Origin of the sequence: Vibrio aquaticus, assembly GCF_003970385.1 — a bacterium.
Taxonomy (GTDB): Bacteria; Pseudomonadota; Gammaproteobacteria; order Enterobacterales; family Vibrionaceae; genus Vibrio; species Vibrio aquaticus.
The window spans coordinates 1,156,741-1,179,094 of the sequence record NZ_RXZH01000001.1; the positions used below are offsets into that span (position 1 = coordinate 1,156,741).

General features: G+C 45.7%; 18 protein-coding genes. 9 read left to right on the forward strand and 9 right to left on the reverse strand.

Translation table 11 applies throughout. From position 1 onward, the window contains the following. Nucleotides 1–50: 50 nt before the first annotated feature. From EJ063_RS04940 to gntR, 5 genes are all read left to right on the forward strand, one after another. On the forward strand, nucleotides 51–608 hold the full coding sequence (locus EJ063_RS04940) for a TRAP transporter small permease subunit (RefSeq protein WP_126572882.1): 558 nt from the start codon (nucleotides 51–53) through the stop codon (nucleotides 606–608). Next, the gene (locus EJ063_RS04945) at nucleotides 601–1,923 is read left to right on the forward strand and encodes a TRAP transporter large permease (protein WP_126572883.1); all 1,323 of its coding nucleotides are present in this window, start codon (nucleotides 601–603) and stop codon (nucleotides 1,921–1,923) included. Before EJ063_RS04940 ends, EJ063_RS04945 begins: the two co-directional genes overlap by 8 nt. 86 nt (nucleotides 1,924–2,009) lie before the next feature. Further along, nucleotides 2,010–2,516 (forward strand): gluconokinase, encoded by a 507-nt coding sequence (locus tag EJ063_RS04950; protein ID WP_126572884.1) that lies wholly within the window; start codon nucleotides 2,010–2,012, stop codon nucleotides 2,514–2,516. Continuing rightward, on the forward strand, nucleotides 2,516–4,009 hold the full coding sequence (gene gnd, locus EJ063_RS04955; RefSeq protein WP_126572885.1) for an NADP-dependent phosphogluconate dehydrogenase: 1,494 nt from the start codon (nucleotides 2,516–2,518) through the stop codon (nucleotides 4,007–4,009). Before EJ063_RS04950 ends, gnd begins: the two co-directional genes overlap by 1 nt. Before the next feature lie 118 nt (nucleotides 4,010–4,127). Next, nucleotides 4,128–5,129, forward strand: coding sequence for a gluconate operon transcriptional repressor GntR (gene gntR / locus EJ063_RS04960; protein ID WP_126572886.1), 1,002 nt, complete (start codon nucleotides 4,128–4,130; stop codon nucleotides 5,127–5,129). A 302-nt stretch (nucleotides 5,130–5,431) separates the two neighbouring features. Here gntR and EJ063_RS04965 read toward each other — a convergent pair whose 3' ends face one another. Beyond that, a complete protein-coding gene (locus tag EJ063_RS04965; RefSeq protein WP_126572887.1) occupies nucleotides 5,432–6,973 on the reverse strand; it encodes a DUF3612 domain-containing protein in 1,542 nt (513 codons plus the stop codon). A gap of 175 nt (nucleotides 6,974–7,148) precedes the next feature. Between EJ063_RS04965 and EJ063_RS04970 the strand changes: the two genes are divergently transcribed. Beyond that, complete coding sequence (locus EJ063_RS04970) at nucleotides 7,149–7,724, forward strand: aldolase/citrate lyase/malate synthase family protein (protein ID WP_126572888.1); 576 nt, start codon at nucleotides 7,149–7,151, stop codon at nucleotides 7,722–7,724. A 70-nt stretch (nucleotides 7,725–7,794) separates the two neighbouring features. On the opposite strand, the gene sstT is transcribed toward EJ063_RS04970, so the two are convergent. From sstT to EJ063_RS04995, 5 genes are all read right to left on the reverse strand, one after another. After that, on the reverse strand, nucleotides 7,795–9,012 hold the full coding sequence (sstT, locus tag EJ063_RS04975) for a serine/threonine transporter SstT (RefSeq protein ID WP_126572889.1): 1,218 nt from the start codon (nucleotides 9,010–9,012) through the stop codon (nucleotides 7,795–7,797). A 243-nt stretch (nucleotides 9,013–9,255) separates the two neighbouring features. After that, entirely contained in the window at nucleotides 9,256–9,702 is a 447-nt protein-coding gene (locus tag EJ063_RS04980; RefSeq protein WP_126572890.1) for a copper chaperone PCu(A)C, read from the reverse strand. 3 nt (nucleotides 9,703–9,705) lie between these two features. Further along, on the reverse strand, nucleotides 9,706–10,296 hold the full coding sequence (locus EJ063_RS04985; protein WP_126572891.1) for an SCO family protein: 591 nt from the start codon (nucleotides 10,294–10,296) through the stop codon (nucleotides 9,706–9,708). Next, entirely contained in the window at nucleotides 10,293–10,718 is a 426-nt protein-coding gene (locus EJ063_RS04990) for a hypothetical protein (protein ID WP_126572892.1), read from the reverse strand. The genes EJ063_RS04985 and EJ063_RS04990 overlap by 4 nt, the downstream gene beginning before the upstream one ends. Before the next feature lie 97 nt (nucleotides 10,719–10,815). Then, nucleotides 10,816–11,349, reverse strand: a complete 534-nt coding sequence (locus EJ063_RS04995) for a GNAT family N-acetyltransferase (protein ID WP_126572893.1) — start codon at nucleotides 11,347–11,349, stop codon at nucleotides 10,816–10,818. Between the two features lie 219 nt (nucleotides 11,350–11,568). Here EJ063_RS04995 and EJ063_RS05000 point away from each other — a divergent pair, with 219 nt between their 5' ends. Next, complete coding sequence (locus EJ063_RS05000; RefSeq protein ID WP_126572894.1) at nucleotides 11,569–12,843, forward strand: HD-GYP domain-containing protein; 1,275 nt, start codon at nucleotides 11,569–11,571, stop codon at nucleotides 12,841–12,843. A 19-nt stretch (nucleotides 12,844–12,862) separates the two neighbouring features. Here EJ063_RS05000 and EJ063_RS05005 read toward each other — a convergent pair whose 3' ends face one another. Continuing rightward, nucleotides 12,863–13,510 carry a DUF2057 family protein gene (locus EJ063_RS05005; RefSeq protein WP_126572895.1) on the reverse strand — a complete coding sequence of 216 codons (648 nt, stop codon included), beginning with the start codon at nucleotides 13,508–13,510 and terminating at the stop codon, nucleotides 12,863–12,865. A gap of 426 nt (nucleotides 13,511–13,936) precedes the next feature. Between EJ063_RS05005 and EJ063_RS05010 the strand changes: the two genes are divergently transcribed. Together EJ063_RS05010 and EJ063_RS05015 are read left to right on the forward strand one after the other, a co-directional pair. Beyond that, nucleotides 13,937–15,334 carry a tryptophanase gene (locus EJ063_RS05010; RefSeq protein WP_126573119.1) on the forward strand — a complete coding sequence of 466 codons (1,398 nt, stop codon included), beginning with the start codon at nucleotides 13,937–13,939 and terminating at the stop codon, nucleotides 15,332–15,334. 324 nt (nucleotides 15,335–15,658) lie between these two features. Next, nucleotides 15,659–18,196, forward strand: a complete 2,538-nt coding sequence (locus tag EJ063_RS05015; RefSeq protein ID WP_126572896.1) for a glycosyl hydrolase family 18 protein — start codon at nucleotides 15,659–15,661, stop codon at nucleotides 18,194–18,196. Nucleotides 18,197–18,307: 111 nt separating this feature from the next. Here EJ063_RS05015 and EJ063_RS05020 read toward each other — a convergent pair whose 3' ends face one another. Together EJ063_RS05020 and EJ063_RS05025 are read right to left on the reverse strand one after the other, a co-directional pair. Then, nucleotides 18,308–20,425: a type I secretion system permease/ATPase gene (locus EJ063_RS05020; RefSeq protein ID WP_126572897.1), complete on the reverse strand. Its 2,118-nt coding sequence runs from the start codon at nucleotides 20,423–20,425 to the stop codon at nucleotides 18,308–18,310. An 18-nt stretch (nucleotides 20,426–20,443) separates the two neighbouring features. Next, complete coding sequence (locus tag EJ063_RS05025) at nucleotides 20,444–22,354, reverse strand: bifunctional diguanylate cyclase/phosphodiesterase (RefSeq protein ID WP_126572898.1); 1,911 nt, start codon at nucleotides 22,352–22,354, stop codon at nucleotides 20,444–20,446.

The following is a 22,354-nucleotide window of genomic DNA, read 5'->3' on the forward strand; positions in this document are numbered from 1 at the left end:
TTCTCTGTGGAGGGCAATTGCCCTCCTGTTTTTTTCAGGATTGCCCAACTATGACTGACCAAACTCCACATACTCCTCCTGAGCAGGAAGAGCAACCTAGAAACATCCTTGATAGAGCAATTATTAAAATCAGTAATCTATTGAGCGGGTTGTTCATCTTTACAGTCCTTATTTCTTTCTACGAAGTTGTTATGCGCTATGTGTTTGATGCGCCAACGACTTGGGTACATGAAACCGCCTCATTCTTAGGTGGGTCACTGTTTATCGTTGGTGGTATTTACGCGTTTGCAGCGAATAAGCACGTTCGAGTTGTTCTTATCTACGATTCAGTTTCTTCTCAAGCTCGAAAGTATCTCAACCTTGTCCACCATATTGTGGGTCTCGCATTTTCAGGAATGCTGGCTTATGCCTCTTATTCAATGGTTCAAGAGTCTTGGTTTACTCCGTGGGGCGAACTGCGCCTTGAAACATCGGGTTCCGTGCTGAATGCACCATACCCAGCTCTGCTGAAAGGCATCATCTTTGTTTGTCTTTGTGTTCTTGTTGTTCAGTTTGTATTGCACCTCATCCAAGAGATTGCAGGTTTAGGGAAGAAAGACGATGTTTGATTTATCTTCTATTGGTATCGCATGGGGCAGTATCCTCATGCTAGTTATGATGATCGGCCTGCTACTTACGGGTATGCAGCTGGCGTTTGTAACAGGCTTTGTCGCTATCTTCTTCACGCTGTTTTGGTTTGGCCCAGACGCACTTCCTTTGATTGCGAGCCGTACCTACAGCTTTGCATCTGGTTACGTGTTCCTAGCCGTCCCAATGTTTGTGTTGATGGCTGCGTTACTTGACCGTTCAGGCATTGCGAGAGATCTGTTTGACGCCATGAAGTCGGTTGGCCGAAGAGTCCGAGGCGGTGTAGCGGTTCAAACTCTACTTGTTGCGGTACTGTTGGCATCTATGTCTGGTGTGATTGGCGGCGAAACCGTTCTTCTGGGTATTCTGGCTCTGCCGCAAATGCTTCGCCTTGGTTATGACCGTAAGCTTGCTATCGGTACAACGTGTGCAGGTGGTGCGCTTGGTACCATGCTGCCTCCGTCAATTGTACTTATCATCTATGGCATGACGGCAAGCGTTTCAATCGGCGATTTGTTTAAAGCGTCATTCCTGCCAGCGTTCATTCTTGCGGGTTGTTACATCGGTTACGTTCTGATTCGTTGTAAGTTGAACCCATCTTTAGCGCCACTGCCAAGTGATGAAGAGATGGCGGAAGATATGGCTAATCAACCAAGCTACTTCAAAGCGCTATTTTTCCCACTGCTGTCTGTAGCAACGGTTCTGGGCAGTATCTACACAGGTGTGGCTTCAGTAACAGAAGCGTCGGCACTGGGTGTTGTCGGCATCATGATCTCTGCGGCGATTCGTGGCGAACTTAACTTCAACATGCTGAAAGAGAGTGCCATCGCGACCATGCGTACCTGTGGCATGATCATGTGGATTGGTATTGGTGCAAGCGCATTGGTGGGAATCTACAACCTGATGGGCGGTATCGACTTTGTAGAAGAAGTGATTCTTGGTCTCAGTGGCGGTAGCCCATTAGCAACGCTGCTCATCATGATGGCGATTCTGCTGGTATTGGGTATGTTCCTAGACTGGGTTGGTGTCGCACTGCTTACGATGCCAATCTTCGTACCGATCATTATTAGCCTTGGTTATGACCCAGTTTGGTTTGGTGTTGTGTTCTGTCTCAACATGCAGGTGTCGTTCCTATCACCACCATTCGGTCCTGCGGCTTTCTACTTAAAGTCGGTGGCACCAAAAGACATTACGCTAGGTGAAATCTTTACTTCACTGCTGCCATTTATCGGACTGCAAGTTCTGGTGCTTGGTCTTGTGATTGCTTTCCCTGAGCTAGCGATGTGGTGGAAATAGTCCACCACAGCAAATAACACCAAATACCAAAAGAATTATAGTGACAGCCTCCAGTGAGAGTTGGAGGCTAAGGATAGTATTGTCCAATGAAAGCGAAAAAAATCTTAGTAATGGGCGTATCAGGTTGCGGAAAAAGCCTGATTGGTAGTGAGATAGCGAACGCTCTAAATCTTCCATTCCACGATGGCGATGATTACCACCCTCAGTCTAATGTAGAGAAAATGGCGAAAGGTATTCCGCTAACGGATGACGATCGTATCGGCTGGTTAGAGACATTAAACACAGTCTACACCGAGAATGAAAACGCGGTGATCGCTTGCTCGGCATTGAAGCCAGCGTACCGAGATATTCTGCGCCGTAACAACGAAGAGCTTGTGATTGTTTATCTGAAAGGGGATTTCGACACCATTTGGAATCGTCATAAAGCGCGTGAAAATCACTACTTCAACGGTGAAGCCATGCTGCAAAGTCAATTTGACACCTTAGTGGAGCCGACCCAAACAGAAGCGCTACACATTGATATTTCACAAGATGTCCAAACGGTGATTAACGATGCGTTAAGCGCGATTAAGCACATAGAGGGTAAAGCATAATGAGCACGTCTAATATTGCGATGATCGGCCTAGGAGTGATGGGTAAAAGCCTTGCTCTAAACTTGCTTGACCAAGGCTTCAACGTTACTGGGTTTGACATTAGTCACGATCATCGTGAGCGAACACAGACAGAGGCTGAAGAACTTGCTAAGCAATCTGGCAAAGGCAGTTTTCTTAATGCGAGTGACTTAAGCCATTTGTTAGCGTCATTGGTCAAACCGCGTGTCATTGCGCTTTCTGTTCCTGCCGGATCAATTGTTGAATCTGTGATTGATGATTTGCTTGAAGCTGGCCTTGAGCAAAATGACATTGTGATTGATACCGGAAACAGCTTGTGGACCGATACCGAAGCTCGCGAGCAAAAATACCAAGGTAAACTGCGCTTTTTTTCAACGGCCGTTTCTGGTGGTGAAGTGGGCGCTCGCACAGGCCCGGCCTTAATGGCCAGTGGCGACAGAGAAGCCTGGAACTACGTGCAACCTATGTGGGAAGCGATCGCCGCGAAGGTAGACGACAAAGGCTTACCGGTTGGTCAATTTGACCAAGGTGAACCTTGCGCCGCTTATCTAGGCCCTGCGGGTGCGGGTCATTACGTCAAAATGGTACATAATGGTATTGAGTATGCAGACATGCAGCTTATTTGCGAGGTCTACCACTTTATGTCTGAAGTGCTGGAGATGCCGGCGCAAGAGATAGGGCGGGTGTTTGCAGAGTGGAATCAAGGGGTGTTAAATAGCTACTTGATGGAGATCAGTGCTGAGATTTTGCAAACGCCAGATCCGATTACCTCCAAGCCATTTGTTGAAATCGTCTTAGATAAAGCTGGTCAAAAAGGCACAGGGCTTTGGACTGCAGTGAACAGTTTACAAGAAGGTGCGCCAGCGCCAACGATCGCTCAGGCGGTCTTTGCACGAGCGCAGAGTAGTCAGAAGCAAACTCGAATGATGGGTGCTTCGCTACTTAAAACTCATGTGAAGCCAAGCAGTGGCCTGAACAAAGAAGAAACTATCGCTGAGTTACACGAAGCCTTGTATTGCTCAAAGCTGTCTGTCTATGCGCAAGGTTTTGACTTGATGAAAACCATGTCGGCGAAAGAAGAGTGGGATCTGGACTTTGCTCATATTGCTAAGATCTGGCGTGCCGGTTGTATTATTCGCGCGATTTTCCTGCAAGACATCAGCGGGGCTTATCGGTCGGCTCCTGAGCTTGATAACTTGCTGTTTGCGCCCCACTTTGTCGATGAGGTTCATAGCCGTTCATTCGGTTGGCGTGCTGCGGTAGCCAATTCAGCGCTAACAGGAGTGCCTATGCCAGCGATCAGCTCTGCATTGAGCTATTTTGATTCTCTGCGCTGTGACGTCTTGCCTGCTAATTTACTCCAAGCCCAACGAGACTATTTTGGAGCTCACAGTTACGCTCGTATTGATGACGATGAAGCGAACAAATACCACTTAACGTGGAGTGCTGAGCAAAGAACTCAACTCAGCGTATAGAAAAAGAGCGTTCACAGTGATGTGAGCGCTTTTTTGTTATCTATAACAATAAAAAATAATTCAATCCTAGGTATGATGTTACCAGTAACATCACAGTATTAAATTGATAGACTCAGTCATGGCCAATAAGAAAAAAAGACCCACATTACAAGACATCGCAGACCGAGTTGGTGTAACGAAAATGACCGTAAGCCGATGCTTACGTGACCCTTCTCAAGTCTCTGAATCACTGAAAGACAAAATTAACCAAGCCGTCGAAGAACTTGGTTACATTCCGAATAGAGCGCCAGACATACTCTCAAATGCCAAGTCTAATGCCATTGGCGTTTTGGTTCCCTCGCTAACCAACCAAGTTTTTGCTGAGGTAATTCGTGGGATAGAGTCGGTGACAACGCCGGCTGGCTATCAAACCATGATTGCCCACTATGGTTATAGTGTTGAGCTGGAAGAAAAAAGCATCGCATCACTGCTCTCGTATAATGTCGATGCGATTATTTTGTCGGAGAATGTTCACACCGAAAAAGCGCGTAAAATGCTGCAGACCGCTTCCATCCCTGTTATCGAAATCATGGATACTTTCTCAGGCAAAATAGAGCAAGCGGTTGGCTTTGATAATGCAAAAGCGTCCAAAGCAATGACCGAAGCGATCATTGCCAAAGGGCGCAATAACATTGCCTATTTTGCAGCACGGATGGATGAGCGTACACGCCTTAAGATGGAAGGCTACCAGCAGGCTATGTCAGAAGCGGGTAACGAAGTCGTGACGTTACAAACGGAAGAAGCATCGTCATTTACACTCGGAGCCAAGCTATTGGCTCAGCTAGTGGAAACGTACCCACAAGTGGACGGGATCGTGTGTACCAACGATGATCTAGCGATTGGTGCGGTGTATGAGTGCCAAAGGCGAGGAATTAAAGTACCCGAAGAGATGGCAATAGCAGGGTTTCACGGTCATGACATCAGTCAAACGATGATCCCAAGGTTGGCGACCGTAGTGACTCCGCGTGAAGAGATCGGCCATGTAGCAGCCACACAACTCATCGAACGGTTGAAGGGAAGTTCAGACTGGCAGCCGACCATTGACCTCGGCTATCGGGTTGATTTAGGTGAGAGTATCTAAATGGTATTTGCAATTTGCAAAACATGAAATTCGCATTCTGATTTAGTTTGCAAAATGAAAATAAATTATGCATCTCGTTTTTATAAAATGACGTACAAATAGGCTAAAAAAGGCGATGTTTTGCTATTTTTCCAAGTAATTCAAAGTTGGCACGCAATCTGCTTTATGTAAATTGACCCTTATTAAGCCGAGGGTCACCTAGCCAACTGACGTTGTTAGTGAACCTTACTTGTTCACACTTATATATAGCCAATCACGATCATTGTGATTGGCTTTTTTTCTTTTTGGCTCTATGAATCTCGCTAGCTAAGAACAATCGGGCTTGGCTCTTCTTCACAGCCGTTATAGCAACTTGGTTTCCTTGGGCATACCGCACCTCTCGAACAAATAACCCTAGCATCAGTCTGAATACCGCGTTCAATCCAATTTATATTGAGTATTTTTGCGATAGTAGTGAACTCTTTTTGGATATGACGAGGTATGGCTGCACTACCACCACTTCCTACACACAAAGATTTGAGTTCTTCTGCAATATCACGTGAATTTCCCCCTTGTGCATCAATCGCAGGGTTGAGGTCAATACCCGCACATAGCACGCGATTATTGCCAGCAGGATCTGTCATGTTGACGGACTCACAGCAATAAATTCGAGGCTCATCACCTACGTTCAATATCGAGATCTGAGCAGAGCTTCCTTGCTGAGGTTCTGATAGCCTGCGGAAAACCGCCCAATGCTGACAAGGATCGTTGACCTTTCGCATATTTCCCCAAGGCAGCGGGATCCCATTGCCACGATATACGGCTTTGAGTTTGTTTTGGCCGTAAGCATCGAAATAGTGCCAATGAGGGTAAGGTGATACCACCGTCATTCGACGCATTGCTACGGAAGGTGAGACGCCTGCTTTTTGGTGAACATCAATTTCGTAGCCATTTCGGTCAAGAAGCTGACGGAAAGGCACTTTAGGACAAAGCAGAGCACCGGCGAAGAAGCTTGACTCAAAGTCGCGCCATGCTTGAAGAATATCTTGAGAGTTAAGCTCAGAAGTGGGAGATGCTTGGTTATGTTCCTCCCAGCTGTTGGCATGACCAACCGATAGAACACTTTTCAGCCCTTCTTTGCTATGCAATACGCAGTGGCCGATATACACCGCCAAATCGTATTTCAGTCGTGTAGGGTATTGTTTCAAAATCTCATTGAGATAGATACTGCCTGGCGGTTCGAAGAAAGAAGTGACGACCTGCTTCGCGCTAACACCAAGCTCATCGACAACATCTTTCGGTGGTCTTGAAATCCAGCGAATAGTAAGGCCCAAGCTTCGGGCAATGTCCATCAAATCTTCGGCAGAAAGGTTGAGTCGTTTAAGGCCAACTTCTTCGGCGGCTCTCTCTAAGTCTGGAAAGTGGTTTTGATTGCTTTCCTGGTGTGCTCGAATCAATAAATGGGCAAATTGACGACCCGTGATACCGGTTTGAGAAAGCATTTCGGGAATGGCAATTTGCAGAATGTCGTTAGAGAAAAGAAAGCTTGGCTCTAACGCCATACCACTGATGCCACCGCGATTGCCTTTATCAGGAGTGATGTCAGCTTGCTCGGGTTCATCATCAAGAAACCAAGCGGGGTCTTTTTGAAAGACTTCGGCGATCACTTCCAGCATATCGATGCTCGGAACTCGTTTTCCCCGTTCGATCATCGAAAGGTAAGAGACAGAAGGTGCATACTCTGGGTTGACTCGAATGCAGCGCGCAGAGAGATCTTCCATTGTTAAGTGGTTGCGTTTACGCAAGTTTCTTATCTTTGTGCCCAAAAAATGGGACTGTCTAATCAAGCTTTTTGACACTGGCATTTTGTAAAATTCACATTGTAAAATTTTTGTTGTGAAATTGTAGTCAAAAATTCACTAGTATAGAAAGTAAGCAAGGTCACAAAACTTAAAACAATTAAACGCAAGTTTGAAATCTTTGCTCTAGGACATAAAGCTGTGCCATTAATTTGAAATAACCGTCCGCGAGGGAATTACTATGAATATGCTTACTATCGATAAAACAGACATCCAAAAACAAGAACAACCATTTATCGCTGAAGCAGTCTTCGCGGTAGAGAAAACGAACTCGAAGCAATCTTCAGAAAAACAAACCAAAGCGAAACAACTTCTGGACCGTATGTTCCCATTAGAGAATGGCTCTCACCAAGAAGTAACCGCGTATATGGTTGATTACCGCCACCTTGTTGCTTACTTTAAAGATGGCAGTCACAGCGGTTTAAAGAGTAACAAACACTTTGTCGCATACAGCGGTGAAAAAGAGACACCAACGTCAATCTTGTTCCGTGATGGCACGGGCAGCCATGTAGAGCTGACATTCGGTGGTCAAAAAGGGACGGGGTGTGTGGAGCTGATTGAGATTGATGATATTCAGCTAGAAACGTGCACGATGTTCCCATCAGAAAGCTCTGAAATTTCAGCGATGCGCCACTGGATTAGCTTGGTAAGAGGTGACGAGAAGGGGAAGCCAAAAGCGTGTACAGAAGCTAAGGCGTACACCGGCAAAGGTGGTGAAGATTACGATCTTGAGTGCTGCTACACGATGAACAAATAGAGAGTCACTGAAAACAAAAAGGGTCTAGTAAAACACTAGACCCTTTTGATTTGAAACAGAGTAGACGAGATTACGCCTGCTCTTTTTGCTTCGCTTTACATACCGCAGCAGTAAATACCACGTCTGTAGAGCTGTTTAGTGCTGTTTCTGCAGAGTCTTGTACCACACCGATAATGAAACCAACCGCAACAACCTGCATAGCAATTTCGTTTGGAATACCAAACAGACCACACGCGAGTGGAATAAGTAGCAATGAACCGCCAGCAACGCCAGATGCACCACACGCTGATACCGCAGCAACAACACTTAGCAGTACCGCTGTTAGCAGATCTACTTCAATGCCCATTGTGTGAACAGCCGCTAGAGTTAGCGTTGTGATGGTGATTGCTGCACCTGCCATGTTGATAGTCGCACCCAGTGGGATAGAAACTGAATAGGTATCTTCATCGAGCTTCAGCTTTTCACACAGCGCCATGTTCACAGGAATGTTTGCCGCACTTGAACGGGTGAAGAATGCCGTCACGCCACTTTCGCGTAGACATTGGAAAACAAGTGGGTATGGATTCTGACCCGTTTTGACCAATACAATAATTGGGTTTACAACAAGCGCGATGATTGCCATCGAACCGAGTAGGACCATAAGAAGTTGAGCATAACTTGCTAGTGCTTCAAAGCCTGTTGTTGCAAGCGTTGCCGATACCAAACCAAAGATACCGAATGGCGCTAAACGGATGATGAAGCGTACGATTTGAGATACGCCGTGGCTAAGATCTTCAAATACCGCTTTCGTCGTGTCTGATGCATGGTGCAGAGCTAGGCCTAAACCAATCGCCCACGCAAGAATACCGATGTAGTTGGCACTCATCAGTGCGTTGACTGGGTTATCAACAAGTTTGAACAGCAGTGTGTTAAGAACTTCACCGATACCTTGAGGTGGCGTTGCACCTTCTGCACCAGAAACAAGAGTCAATGTCGTCGGGAACATGAAGCTTAGCGCAACAGCAGTTAACGCAGCTGCTAGAGTGCCGAAAAGGTAAAGAACGACAATAGGACGCATGTAAGTGTGTTGGTTTTTCTTTTGGTTTGCGATAGAAGCAGCAACCAAGATAAAAACAAGAATAGGAGCGACAGCTTTAAGCGCGCCAACAAATAGGCTTCCGAGTAAACCCACATCTTGAGCGTGTTTTGGAGAAACAATCGCCAAACCAACACCCAAAAGGATACCGGCAAGGATTTGTAAAACCAGATTACCACGAGCAAAGCGTGAGATGAGTGAGTTGTGTTGCATAGTTATCCCTACAATGAATAATTTTATAGATTTGTAGTCATTTCAGTTATTGATCACTGAGCCGGGTAATACTATCGGCTTGAAACTATCTGTCTAGAATTTTTTGAAAATTAGCATTAAAGATTGCCAAATAGCGCTTGTTGTTGATTTTATGTTGCTGAGGTGTTTGTTTTTGGTTCTTTTGGAAGGGGTGTAAAAAAGGAGCCATATAGGCTCCTTAAGTAATGATTTAACGGATTGATCTTAGTGGTGGTGTTTCATACCACTCATGACTTTTTTGATAGGTGCAGTGAACGTCTGCTTTTGTCCGTTGGCAAACGTCACTTGAACGTCAATTTCTTCACCTTCAACCAATGGCTTTTTCAGATCAAACAGCATGATGTGAAGGCTACCTGGCTTGAGCTCAACGCTTCCTTTAGCTGGAATCTCAATGCGGTCGATTTGGCGCATCTTCATCACATCGCCTTCTTTTAGTACGTCGTGTAACTCAACTTTTCCTGCCGCATCCGTCGAAGCAGAGACGATATAACGAGGTTGTTCACTGCGATTCATTAGTTCGGTAAATACCGCACTGGTAGCCGCATTTGGTGGCGTTGCACGAGCGTAAGCATGGTGAGCCATGATATCCATTTTTGCATGAGCAAGTGGGCTGAGTGTTAACGCGGCTAAAAGGAGGGCTTTTATTTTCATAATCTACTCTTTGGAAGTAATGGTTTTAAAGGCTTCAACCAGCGGTGCTGGTGTTAAAGTATGTGGCACTTTCGTAATCAATGTGCCATCTGGTTTTAAGAAGTAGAAATACGAGCTGTGATCAAGCGTGTATTTCAACTCTGAGTTTTCTAATTCGGTCTTACGGAAAATCACGCCGTATTTGTGTGCTAGCGGGGTTGTGACGTCAAGCGGTGCAGAAAGCCCTTCAATCATTGGGTGAAAGTATTGAGCGTATTGGAAAGAGTCGGCTGCAGCATCACGTTCTGGATCGAGGGAAACGAATATTGGGCGAAAGTGCTGCTTTGTTTGTTCATCAACTTGATTGAGCGCGCCAGCCAGCATTGCGAGTGATGTTGGGCATACGTCTGGGCAACGTGTGAAACCAAAATAGACTACGCGAGTACGTTGATCATTGGCATCAAAAATTGACACCGGTTGGTTGTCTTTACCAAACAGAGTGACAGATTCATTGTTACTCGCTGTCGTGCTAGAAGGCTGGAGATCGAGATAACTTTTTACACCCAACCCGAGCGCAAAAGCCGAAAGTAAAATCAAAACCCAATTCTTGCTCATCGTTCCATCCTAATTGATGTGTTAATAGAGGTGTCGCCATCACTGATTGTACCGTACCAAGTCATGGCGTCTGTGGTACAAACCGGTAGGATGATTTGTCCTGAAAATTGGCCAGTTGCAGTTCGCTCAAGTGTAAACAGGACATTACCCATATCCATCTCGTAACCTTGCATCGAAACGACAAGCTTGTCGCTACGAGCATCAGGCCAGTCAACTTGGACAAGCGTTGGAACGAGGGGTTGGCTGGTGGATTTATTGGCTTTTACTGTGACGGATTGTTGGGTACAAGGTTCGGTTGAGACCAAACAATAATCATCTAGAGAGACAGGTGTTTGACCTTGAAGCAGCTTCAGTAGGTCGCCAGCAAAAAAGCCCACGGCTACGGTTAAGACAATAAGCAGTAATTTCGCGATAGAAGGCATCGTAGGTGTTCCATGTGTTTTATCGTCGCAATCCTAGCATAAAGGGTATCTAAAACTATGAGATTGCGAGCAAAACTGTGCGGCGTATCAACACGACTTATTGCGCTCGTTTTATACCGTATATTGCATGATCCAAGATACGGTCTTCGATCTTTTCTTGGTGAGTGAGAATACCCTCTAATGTCATCCCAACGCGTTCAGCGACACGGCGGCTTGGCAGATTGTCGACCGCTGCAGACAGCTGTACTTTCTTCATGTCAAAGTCATTAAACGCGATATTAATCAGGTGTTGAACCACGCGGGTAATGATGCCTTTGCCTTGATGGTCTTGAGAAAGCCAATAGCCTACTTCGGCGCATTTTGTGTCGTGGTTAATTGTGTTGAAACTGCAGTTTCCAACAATATTTCCTTTATAAACAATGGCACAGGTCATCGATTTTCCCTCAGCGTATTCATGCAGAACTCGTTGGAGAAACAGACGGAAGTCTTGTTCACGATTGCATATTTTTGGCCAGGCTAACCACTGAGAAAGGTAATTTATCTGGTCATAGACGATATCCGCATAATCAGCCGCGAAAGATTCTTGGACCAGAGCGATAGAGAGCTCGTCATCAATTCGATTTGTGAACATGGTGTTACCTCATGCAGTTTCAAACGTCTAACCTATCAAAACACAAAAGTGATGGCTATAACATATTGTTGTATAACTATTTTATTTCTAGCACGAAAAAATGGCAGTACACTCCTTAAGTCACAAATTTGTAAATAACCATAAGTTACTTGTGGTTTATGTTGTTTCTCATCGATATCCTTGTTGCGTCAAAAATCATTTCTATAAATTATAATAATTATGAACTTTCATAAGGATGATGTCAGTGTCGACATGCACCGCGTGCTGTTTGAAATCGCTTATGCTCTAGACGCAGTGGGCCACGATGAAACCTATCATGGTCATCGTGTCGCTTATATTGCTTATCAATGTGCGGTAAAACTTGGTTGGGATGAAGAAAAGTCGCGCATGGCGTTTTCACTAGGCCTAATTCATGACTGTGGTGTTTCTGAAAGCAAAGAGCTTAACATTTTGTTGAGTGCTTTTGTGCCAAAGAATACCGAGCGCCATTGTATGAAAGGCTATGAGCTGCTGTTGAAATGTGGCCCGCTTAAGAAATTTGCCGTTCCCGTTCTCTATCACCATACGCCGTGGGAGCAGCTCGCCTCAATTCCCTATATTAGCCCAAGTGATAAGTCACTTGCTTCCTTGGTATTTCTTGCTGACCGAGTGGATTATTTACATCGCTCTCAACCCGTTGATGGTTATGGTAACGTCACTTCACAGACCAAACGGCAGATTGCTTCAGAGCTTGTGGACAATGCGGGTGCTATGTTTGAGCCTCAGCAAGTTCAAGCAATGGGTGAACTTTTACAGTGTGATGATTTTTGGTTTTCGATGGAATCTCGCCATATAGAGAGTTTGTCAGATAAGTTTGTTGAGACAGGCAGCAAAATGGCGAGTACAGGTCTCGAGGACTCAATCTCAGTCGCTGAACTGTTTGCTCAGATAGTGGATGCGAAAAGCTCATTTACTTACCAGCACTCTTACCATGTAGCCAGACTGGCTGAATTTTTAGCGCAGAAGCTGGGATACGACTCTAGATCTTGCCGAATGTTGTATCTCGCAGGTTTGATTCACGATATCGGCAAGCTAAAGACACCAAGCAAGATTCTGCATAAGGCAGATGCACTGACGGAAGATGAGTATCGCTGTATCAAGCGACATGCTACAGATTCTCGGCATGCATTGGAAAATATGTTCCATCAATCAAGCATCATTGATTGGGCGGCGAATCACCATGAGCGACTTGATGGGTCGGGTTACCCACTAGGGCTGACAAAAGAACAGCTTGATGGCCCTAGTCGTTTGGTCGCGGTGACGGATGTATTCCAAGCTCTCACTCAATCGAGACCTTATCGTGCGGGACTTTCTCTCGAAGAGAGCATGAGCATTTTGAAATCATTAGTTGATGAAGAAAAGCTCGATCGGACGATATTTAATTGTGTGGATACTTATCGTGACCAGTGTTATCGAATTTCTACTGGGTGCGAAGAACAATTAGAGCCAGCGTAAGGGTACGCTGGCTCGGTTTTCATGACTTACCGTTAATGTAAGCTTTAAAGCGTTGCTGAGTTTCAGCGTCTGCTTTGGCATACCAGAAATGAAGCATTTCTTCGGCCGTTGTTGCAGCGGCTTTGCTGTCTCCTTCAGGCAGTTTAGCCGGAAGAGTCACAGGGGCAACCACTGCCGTTGATAGTGCAGCGATACCACCTTTACGGTTGTATTCAGCCAGTTCTAACTGGTGATTTCGACCGATTTGCATTCCGTCTTTTACCAATTTGTCTTTCTTCACCGCGATCGTATCGCCATCAGTTGTCTTAAGATCCCAAGTGACGTTGCGAATCTGCTTTTTAGCGTCATGTTCGTTTCGATAGGTTGGGAGGTCAATTTCAAGGTTGGTGTTTTCAGACGTAAAAGTACCAATAATAGGGTCACTTTCTAAGATGATGCGATCTTTACCTTGATCAAAGTAAGGGTTGTAGGTGAATAAGATTTGATTCTCACCATCTGGCAGGGTCAGTGTTTTCGCTGCTGAAAAAAAGCTACCAGACAATTCTGGTTTCGCGTCGTTGACGACTAATACATCCACAGTATCAGGGATAGTGATCGTTACATCGGCATTAGCAAACGCGCTGAGACCTAGCGCAACTGAAGCAAGTAGTGTTGTTTTAATTTTCATTTGAGTTTCCTAATAAACAGGCACTTAACCCAAAGAGAGTGCCTAGCTTGAGCAATGTTTGCAATCGACAAATGTAAGAAGTTAGAAAATTTCACGAAAGTTTCATTATTGATTTGGCCCGTTTCATTTTGTTAGTTTATAAAATTGAGCTACGTTTCACGGAAATAGGGGCAGCCTATCTACTATATTGTAAGCATGTTCAATTCATCAGGAGGATAGCGCTATGGCATACCAAACTATGTTAGACAGCAGACTAGTGTTGTCGCCATGGTACAACTTGGACTACACCCTTTCTCTTCTAAGTAAAGAATCTCTGCTTCGTTAATTCCCCTTAGACGCCTCTGGCGTTAATTAGTCTTATTTTATTTACCCACCGCTCGACACTTCGAACGCGGTGAGCACTGATTTATCTAAAGGAAATTAATGATGAAACGTATCCCTGAACCTTTCCGCATCAAAATGGTTGAACCTATCAAAATGACGACGTGGGATGACCGAGTCGAAGCTTTGAATGCGGCGGGATTGAACCCCTTTCTCTTACGCAGTGACGATGTCTATATTGACCTTCTAACAGATTCTGGCACTGGTGCCATGAGTGACAATCAGTGGGCAGGTATCATGATGGGCGATGAGTCCTATGCGGGTAGCCGAAACTATTACAATCTTTGTGCGGCGGTTGAGCATTTCTTTGGTTATAAACTGACTGTTCCAGCACACCAAGGTCGAGGCGCAGAGCAGATCCTTTTCCCAGCCTTAATTGAACGAATGAAGTCAGTGCGCGGAGGTACTGAGCCGGTGTTTATCTCGAATTATCACTTTGACACAACGGCTGGCCATATCGAGCTTAATGGTGGCAAAGCGATTAATGTGGTGGATAAACACGCCTTCGATACAACAACCCCCTATGACTGGAAAGGTAACTTCGACCTAGAACAGCTAGAAGCGACTATCGAAAAACATGGCTCAGAAAACATTTGTGCGATCATTACGACCGTAACTTGTAATAGCTCGGGTGGTCAGCCTGTGTCGATGGCTAATATGAGAGCGGTCTATGAAATCGCAACCAAGAACGACATTCCTGTTGTGATTGACTCGGCTCGCTACTGTGAAAACGCTTACTTTATTAAACAAAGAGAAGAGGGATACCAAGACAAGTCGATTTTAGAGATCATTCGTGAGATGTATCAGTATGGCGATATGCTCACTATGTCTGCTAAGAAAGATCCGATGGTTAATATTGGCGGCCTTTGTTGTATTCGTGATCATGAAGAGCTGTTCCAAGCGGTGCAGACTCGCTGTGTACCAATGGAAGGCTTTGTCACTTATGGCGGTATGGCTGGTCGAGATATGGAAGCGTTAGCCCGTGGTCTTTATGAAGGGGCAGATGAGGACTACCTTCACTATCGAATCAGTCAGGTAGAGTACCTGGGTGAGAGATTGCGTGAAGGAGGGATCCCGATTCAGTACCCAACAGGTGGCCATGCGGTGTTTGTCGATGCTGCGAAAATCTTACCGCATATTCCGGCTGAGCAGTTCCCAGCACAGGTACTGTGTAACGCGCTTTATCTTGAAGCTGGGATTCGCGCTGTAGAAATCGGCTCGCTATTGCTTGGTCGTGATCCTGAAACGGGTGAACAGAAAGCGTCGGAGTTAGAACTGATGCGTTTGACCATTCCACGCCGCGTGTACACCAATGACCACATGGACTACATTGCCGACGCGATCATAGCGCTGAAAGAGCGAGCTCATGAGCTCAAAGGGTTAACTTTTGACTACGAGCCACCGGTTCTGCGCCATTTCACGGCACGTTTTAAATCACTTTAATCTTTATCGCACTGTTACCAATGCCATTGGTGGCAGTGCTCTATTCTTTATATGTCTGTGATGTTAGTTCTACATTCTGCTAATTATTGATATGTATGTAATTATTCTGCAGCAGCTAGAATTTATAAATTTCTGACTCAAGGTTCAATTTGCAATGTAACAACTTGTTAACGTTAAGATGATTTTTGACCTTGCCTCGAATTTAGTTTTTATTTTTTCTATCTAAAAAAAAGTCTCTTCAATACTGATGTTGATGTTTCCGAATTGCGGAAACAGATTTGGCCCGATCTTGGGGCAAATATTCAAGGAATGAGAGAAATAGGTATGAATCGTATAACTTTATGCGCTGCAGGTGTTGCTTTAGCGGTATCAAGCGCAGCGATGGCGGCCCCTTCAGCACCGAGTGTTGATGTCTATGGCTCAAACAATCTTCAGTTTTCTAAGATTGAATTAGCGATGGAAACAACCTCTGGTTACAACCAAATGGTGAAGTATCACGAAGAAGCAGATATCACCGTTAAGTTTAATCAGTGGAGTGGCGAAACAGGTGACACATATAAAATCTACTTTGATGGCGTAGAAGTAGCGACAGGCCCAATCACGGGCAGTCAAACAAGCGCGAACTTTAAGTATGGTCAAGGTGGTCTGTATCAAATGACTATCGAGGCCTGTGGCACTTCGGGTTGTAGTACCAGTGCACCAGCGGAAATCGTTGTTGCTGATACAGATGGTTCACACTTGAAACCACTGACGATGAACATCGACCCAAACAATAAATCTTACAATACAGACCCTAACACTGTTGTTGGTACTTACTTTGTTGAATGGGGTATCTATGGTCGTGACTATACGGTCGATAACCTACCTGCAGACAACTTAACGCATATTTTGTATGGATTTATCCCTATTTGTGGTCCGAACGAATCTGTCAAATCGGTAGGTGGTAACAGTTTCAATGCCCTCATGACTGCGTGTCAGGGTGTGCCTGATTATGAAGTTGTTATCCATGACCCTTGGGCTGCTTTCCAGAAAAGTTTCCCTCAAGCTGGCCATGAATACAGCTCACCAATTAAGGGTAACTATGCCATGATGATGGCGCTAAAACAGCGCAACCCAGATCTTAAAATTATCCCATCGATTGGTGGTTGGACCCTTTCTGACCCGTTTTTTGACTTTACCACCAAAGCAAATCGAGACACATTCGTTGCTTCTGTGAAGCGTTTCCTGACCACGTGGAAATTCTATGATGGTGTGGATATTGACTGGGAATTCCCTGGTGGCGGCGGTGCAGCAACTGACAGAGGTGATCCGGTAAATGATGGTCCTGCTTACATTGCGCTAATGCAAGAGCTACGAGTGATGCTTGATGAGCTTGAAGCGTCAACTGGCCGCACTTACGAACTGACTTCTGCAATTGGTGTCGGTCACGACAAGATTGAAGACGTGAACTATGGCGAAGCAATCCAGTACATGGATTACATCTTCGCGATGACTTATGACTTCTACGGTGGTTGGAACAACGTTGTTGGCCATCAAACGGCACTGTACTGTGGTAATTTCATGCGTCCAGGTCAATGTGACGGTACTGGTCTAGATGAAAATGGCGAACCATACAAAGGCCCTGCTTACACCTCTGATAACGGCATTCAACTTCTGCTCGCTCAGGGTGTTCCTGCTAGTAAGCTCGTTCTTGGTACTGCAATGTACGGTCGTGGTTGGGAAGGGGTAACGCCTGATACGCTTTCTGATCCTACCGACCCAATGACAGGTGTGGGTAATGGCAAGCTGAAAGGCTCTACCGCACAAGGCGTTTGGGAAGATGGTGTTATCGATTATAAAGGCATTAAATCCTTTATGCTTGGTGATAACAGTCAAGGTATCAATGGCTTCGAATATGGCTATGACGCGCAAGCAGAAGCGCCTTGGGTATGGAACCCAACAACGGGTCAGTTAATCACATTTGATGATGACCGCTCAGTGAAAGCCAAAGGTACGTATGTACGTGACCTAGGGCTTGCGGGTCTGTTCTCTTGGGAAATTGATGCAGATAACGGTGACATCCTAAATGCAATGCACGAAGGCTTAGCGGGTGGTCCACCGTTGAATCGTGATCCTGTGGCGAATGCGGGTGCGGATGTGACCGTTGTTGGTCCTGCAACAGTAACTTTAGACGGCACTGCTTCTAGCGACTCTGACGGTACAGTTGCGAGTTATCAATGGACTCAAGTTTCTGGAACGTCAGTAACTCTTGAGGGTGCAAACACAGCAACAGCGAGCTTTGCAGCTTCAGAAGTGGCTCAGACTGAAACTTTGAGCTTTAAACTGACGGTAACGGACAACGAAGGTGCATCTGCATCTGATACGGTTGTTGTTACAGTTAACTCAAAAGACTTACCACCGCTAAACCAAGCACCAGTAGCGTCAGTCAGTGCGCCAGAAAACGTGAACGCAGGTGATGTTGTCGTCGTTGATGCCTCGGCTTCAAGTGATGCTGACAATGACACTCTAACGTTTGTATGGGATGTACCTGCTGGTTTAGAGGCGACAGTTAGCGGCGCAACAGTCAGTTTTGTTGCTCCAGAGTACACGCAAGACACATCACTGACTTTCACTGTGACAGTGAGCGATGGTCAAGAGAGTGCGTCAGATTCCGCTGTTGTGGCAGTTGCTAAGTTCACATCAGGTGGCGAACTGTGTAGCAATCTGTGGCAAGCAGGTACGGTTTACACTGGCGGCGATCAAGTTTCTTGGGCTGGTAAAGTTTGGGAAGCGAAATGGTGGACGAAAGGTGATGATCCTTCGAAGTCTGGTCAGTGGGGCGTATGGAAAGAAGTTGCTCCAGCAAACTGTTCAACTAACTAATTACTAACAGTAAACCGATTTACGAGTAGTAAAACAAAAAGCCATTCGATGTAGAATCGAATGGCTTTCTTTATCGGTGAAAATCAGGCTAGAGCGCGATAATCGTAGTCATTATTGGTTGACCGCTCGGACCTTACCTTGTTTCAAACTATTGAGTACTTCTGCTTTTGGACCATCTGCAATCACGCAACCTTTCTCCATGACGATGACGCGGTCTACGACATCAAGCATCGAGGTTTTGTGAGTAATCAGAATCAAGGTTTCGCTTGGCTTTAACTGAGCAAGCTGCTGCTTAATGTGCATTTCTGAGCGGTTATCCATCGCACTGGTTGGTTCATCGAGTAGAAGCACCGGAGGACGGCCTAATAGGGCGCGAGCAATCGTCACTGCTTGGCGTTGACCACCAGACAGCAACATACCACCTTCACCTACTTGGCGTTCTAAACCAGCGGGATCTTGTTGAGTAAAGACAGTCACACCAGCGCGGTTTGCGGCATCTAACACATCTCGGTCATCGGCTAGAGGTCGGCCTAATGTGATGTTGTCACGAATACTTCCGTAGAAGAGTTGGCTATCTTGAGGGACACAACCAATGTTTCTGCGGATATCAATATGATGAAGTTGCTCAATGTCGGTATCGTCAATGCGTACATGGCCTTCTGTTGGCTTGTACAGACCCATGATCATACGCTCTAGGGTTGTTTTACCCGAACCAATACGACCAATGATCGCGACTTTTTCACCAGGGTTAATCGTCAGGCTCAAATCACGAATCGAAGCGATAGGGGAGTCAGGGTAATGGAAGGTCACTTTATCCAACTCGATCTTGCCGTGAATGATAGGGCGGTGGATGTAACGTTTCCCTTCTTCTTGCTCATCAGGCATCGACATCACTTGTTCAATGATTGTCATAGAAGACTTGGCTTGGTTGTAGCGAGTGGAAAGCAGTGACAGCTGAACCATCGGACCAATGGCTCGGCCACTCAGCATGGTTGCAGCGATAAGGCCACCCATGGTCAGTTCGCCTTCTGAGATCAGATAGACACCTAAGATGATCATTCCGACATTGGAGGCCTGTTGAACGAAGCCCGCAGTGTTTTGGATGCCATCGGTGATTCGGCGGCTCTTAATGTTCCAGTTCGCCATGTGAGCAACCGCTTCTTCCCAACGGAATTGGAATTGGCTTTGTGCACCAAACAACTTAACGGTTTCTAGCCCGGATAGACTTTCAATCAGGTTGGCATACTTTTGCGATGCTAATCGTGACCCCTCTTCGATTGTGTGGCGCAGCGGCCCTTGGATCAATAGAGAGTAGATAATCAAGATGAGTACACCGACGATCGGTACGATCACTAAGTTACCCGCCATAAGCCAAATCAGTACAAGGAACAAAATCGCAAAAGGTAAATCGATGAGTGAACCTATGGTTGCAGAGGTAAAGAATTCTCGAATCGATTCAAATTCTTGCAGGTGTCTTGCAAACGCGCCGACGGAAGCCGGTCTTGCTTCCATGCGGATGCCAAGAACTTTGCTGAATAGCTTAGAAGAGATGAGGATATCGGATTTCTTGCCCGCCACATCAATAAAGTAGCTGCGCATTAACTTGAGTGTTAGGTCAAACAAGAAGATAACGAAAATACCGCTAGCCAACACCCACAGTGTTTCAAACGCTAAGTTGGGCACAACCTTATCGTACACCAAGCGAGTAAACATTGGGGCAGCAATGGCAAAGAGGTTGATCAAAATAGACGCGATCAGCACATCTCGATAGATGCGTTTTGACTTCCAAATGGTTCCCCAAAACCAATGTCCTTCGCGTGTTTTTAATACCTCTGGAGAGCGTTCATCGTAGCGAAACTGCTTCTTTACCAAGAAATAGCGGCCAATGTATTGCTCGCTTAACTCCTCAATAGAGATGGAGATAGGAACGAGGCCAGATTCGCCAGTGACGATCTCGGCTTCCGTTTTGTCGTCGCTTAGGCTGTTGAGAACACAAGCATCACCACTTTTTAGGATAAGGACGACGGGTAAAACAAGCTGTGAGATATCCAGTAAATCAGAGCGGTTTTCCTTAGCGACCAACCCTGCACGCTCGGCGGCGCGTGGAACAAGAAAAGGCGTGAGCTTACCGTCTGAAAGGGGTAAACCGTTAACTAACGCCTCTGGAGAGTTTGCTAAACCATAATATCGACTGACGTAGATAAGTGAGTTTAATAGCGGATCCTGCATGCTATACCTTTGTTTCTGTTATTTATCTACGATGAAGCCTTGGAAGACCTCAATAAAGTGCTCAGATAAGAAATCGAGCTGTGTCTGAGTTTCTACGCGTGATGCAATGGTCTTAATCCCTAAGTTGTGCGCCGTACGAGAAATCGAAGTCAGGGTGAATTTCTGCTTCTCATCATCTAAATGGTGGGTATACAGATAGTCTAACTTCACATAAGCCGGTCTAAACTCGTTAATGTAATCCAGAGATTGGAAGTTTCGGCCGTAGTTGTCGACACCGAAATCGGCACCAGAGCTGCGAACCGCATTACAGAATAGAGCGGTATGGTGTGGCGAGTTGATAAAACAGTTCTCTGGGATTTCGAAGTGCAGTAACGATGCTACCGACTTGTGTTTGTTTAACAGCTGAGTCACCCAACGGATAAAGCTAGGCTGAGAGATACTGCTTTGAGAAATGTTAATTGCGACAGGCTCTTTGAATTCACCGCTTGTAAGACGTTTTGTGATTGACTCAATGACGTATTCATCAAAGAGGTGACTAGAATTAAGCTGCTCCAATGCAAATAAGTACTGGTTAGCACTGAATCGTTCGCCGTCTTTTTCAATCGCAGAGAAGACTTCACGATGGTAAGTTTTACCCCAGCTATTGTTTGCAGCTTGGAAGCGGAAGTTAAACCAATCGTTGCTGATCGCCTCATCTACTAGTAGCTTCCACTGCTGTTTGCCCATTAAGTTGTCGCTGTTTTCACCAGTGACGTAACCATAGGTAATTTCAGGGTTCGACTTCGCGTTTGCCAATGCGTTATCTAGCATCGTGAGCAATTCGCTAGAGCTTGTGGCAGTCTTATTGAATACCACACCTAATGAAAGGTTAGAGCTTGCCATGCCTGTGGGATCCGCGTTGATGTCTTGAACGTAGGTAACAATGCTTTCCGAAATGAGCTTGAGTTCTGACTCTTCCATGTTTGGCAGGATGAAGCCAAATTCTTCCGTCGAAATACGAGCTAACGTAACATCTGGTGCAGTGAGCGACACTTTTAGGTGATCGGCGAGCTCTCGGATCATGCCGTCACCTGCCTCGTAACCCTTATCGTCATACAGCTCGCGAATAAAGCTCGCTTCAAGAATCGCAACGCCGCCAAAACCACCTTCGCCAATCCAAGAGTTAAGTTGGCTCATGTAGTAGGCGCGGTTACCCAATTGAGACACTGGGTCTATGTAAGCGCGTTCGCGAAGTTGCTGCGCTTCTTTTGCTTGGGCTTTGAATGATTTTTCTAACTGTGCCGACATGCTGTTGATGCCATCGACCACGTAGATCAAATCTTGTGTTGCAGGTCTTGGAAGTGGGTCACCAAATTGATTACGAGCCACTTGTTCCATCTTGTCAACGATGAGCTGAAGTGGGCGTAAAGCACGCTGAAGGATGAAAGATATCGAGAATAAACCGATTAACATGATGATGCAGAATGCGATGACAAGACGCTCGAAAGCAAGCCAAAGCTGGGTGTAGGCATCCCCAGGGTGGCTCACGATTTCGACTTCAGCAAGTTGCATCCAGCCACTGGTGACTACTCGACGATCATGTATCTTTTCGAACAGATTCAGCTGAGTAAACCATTTTGGCACGTTGGATGGTTTTATTGGGTATGAACGAAGAATCTCATCTCCGGTATCCAGGAAAATCAGTCGAACAACGGAATAACTACTGCCATCGAACAGAGCGTTGATCACGGATTCTACGGCAACCTGATCTTTGTCTTCTAGATAAGGCGCAAGCGCCAAACCGACCGTGTTGATCGTGTTGTTTACTTCTGAGCGCTGTTGCTGAATGAGGTTGTTTCGAGTGGTATTAAATTCAATGATAAACACCGAAATCAATAGCATCAAAATAACCGCAATCATCCCCGCGACAAGTTGTTTATATAGAGTCAT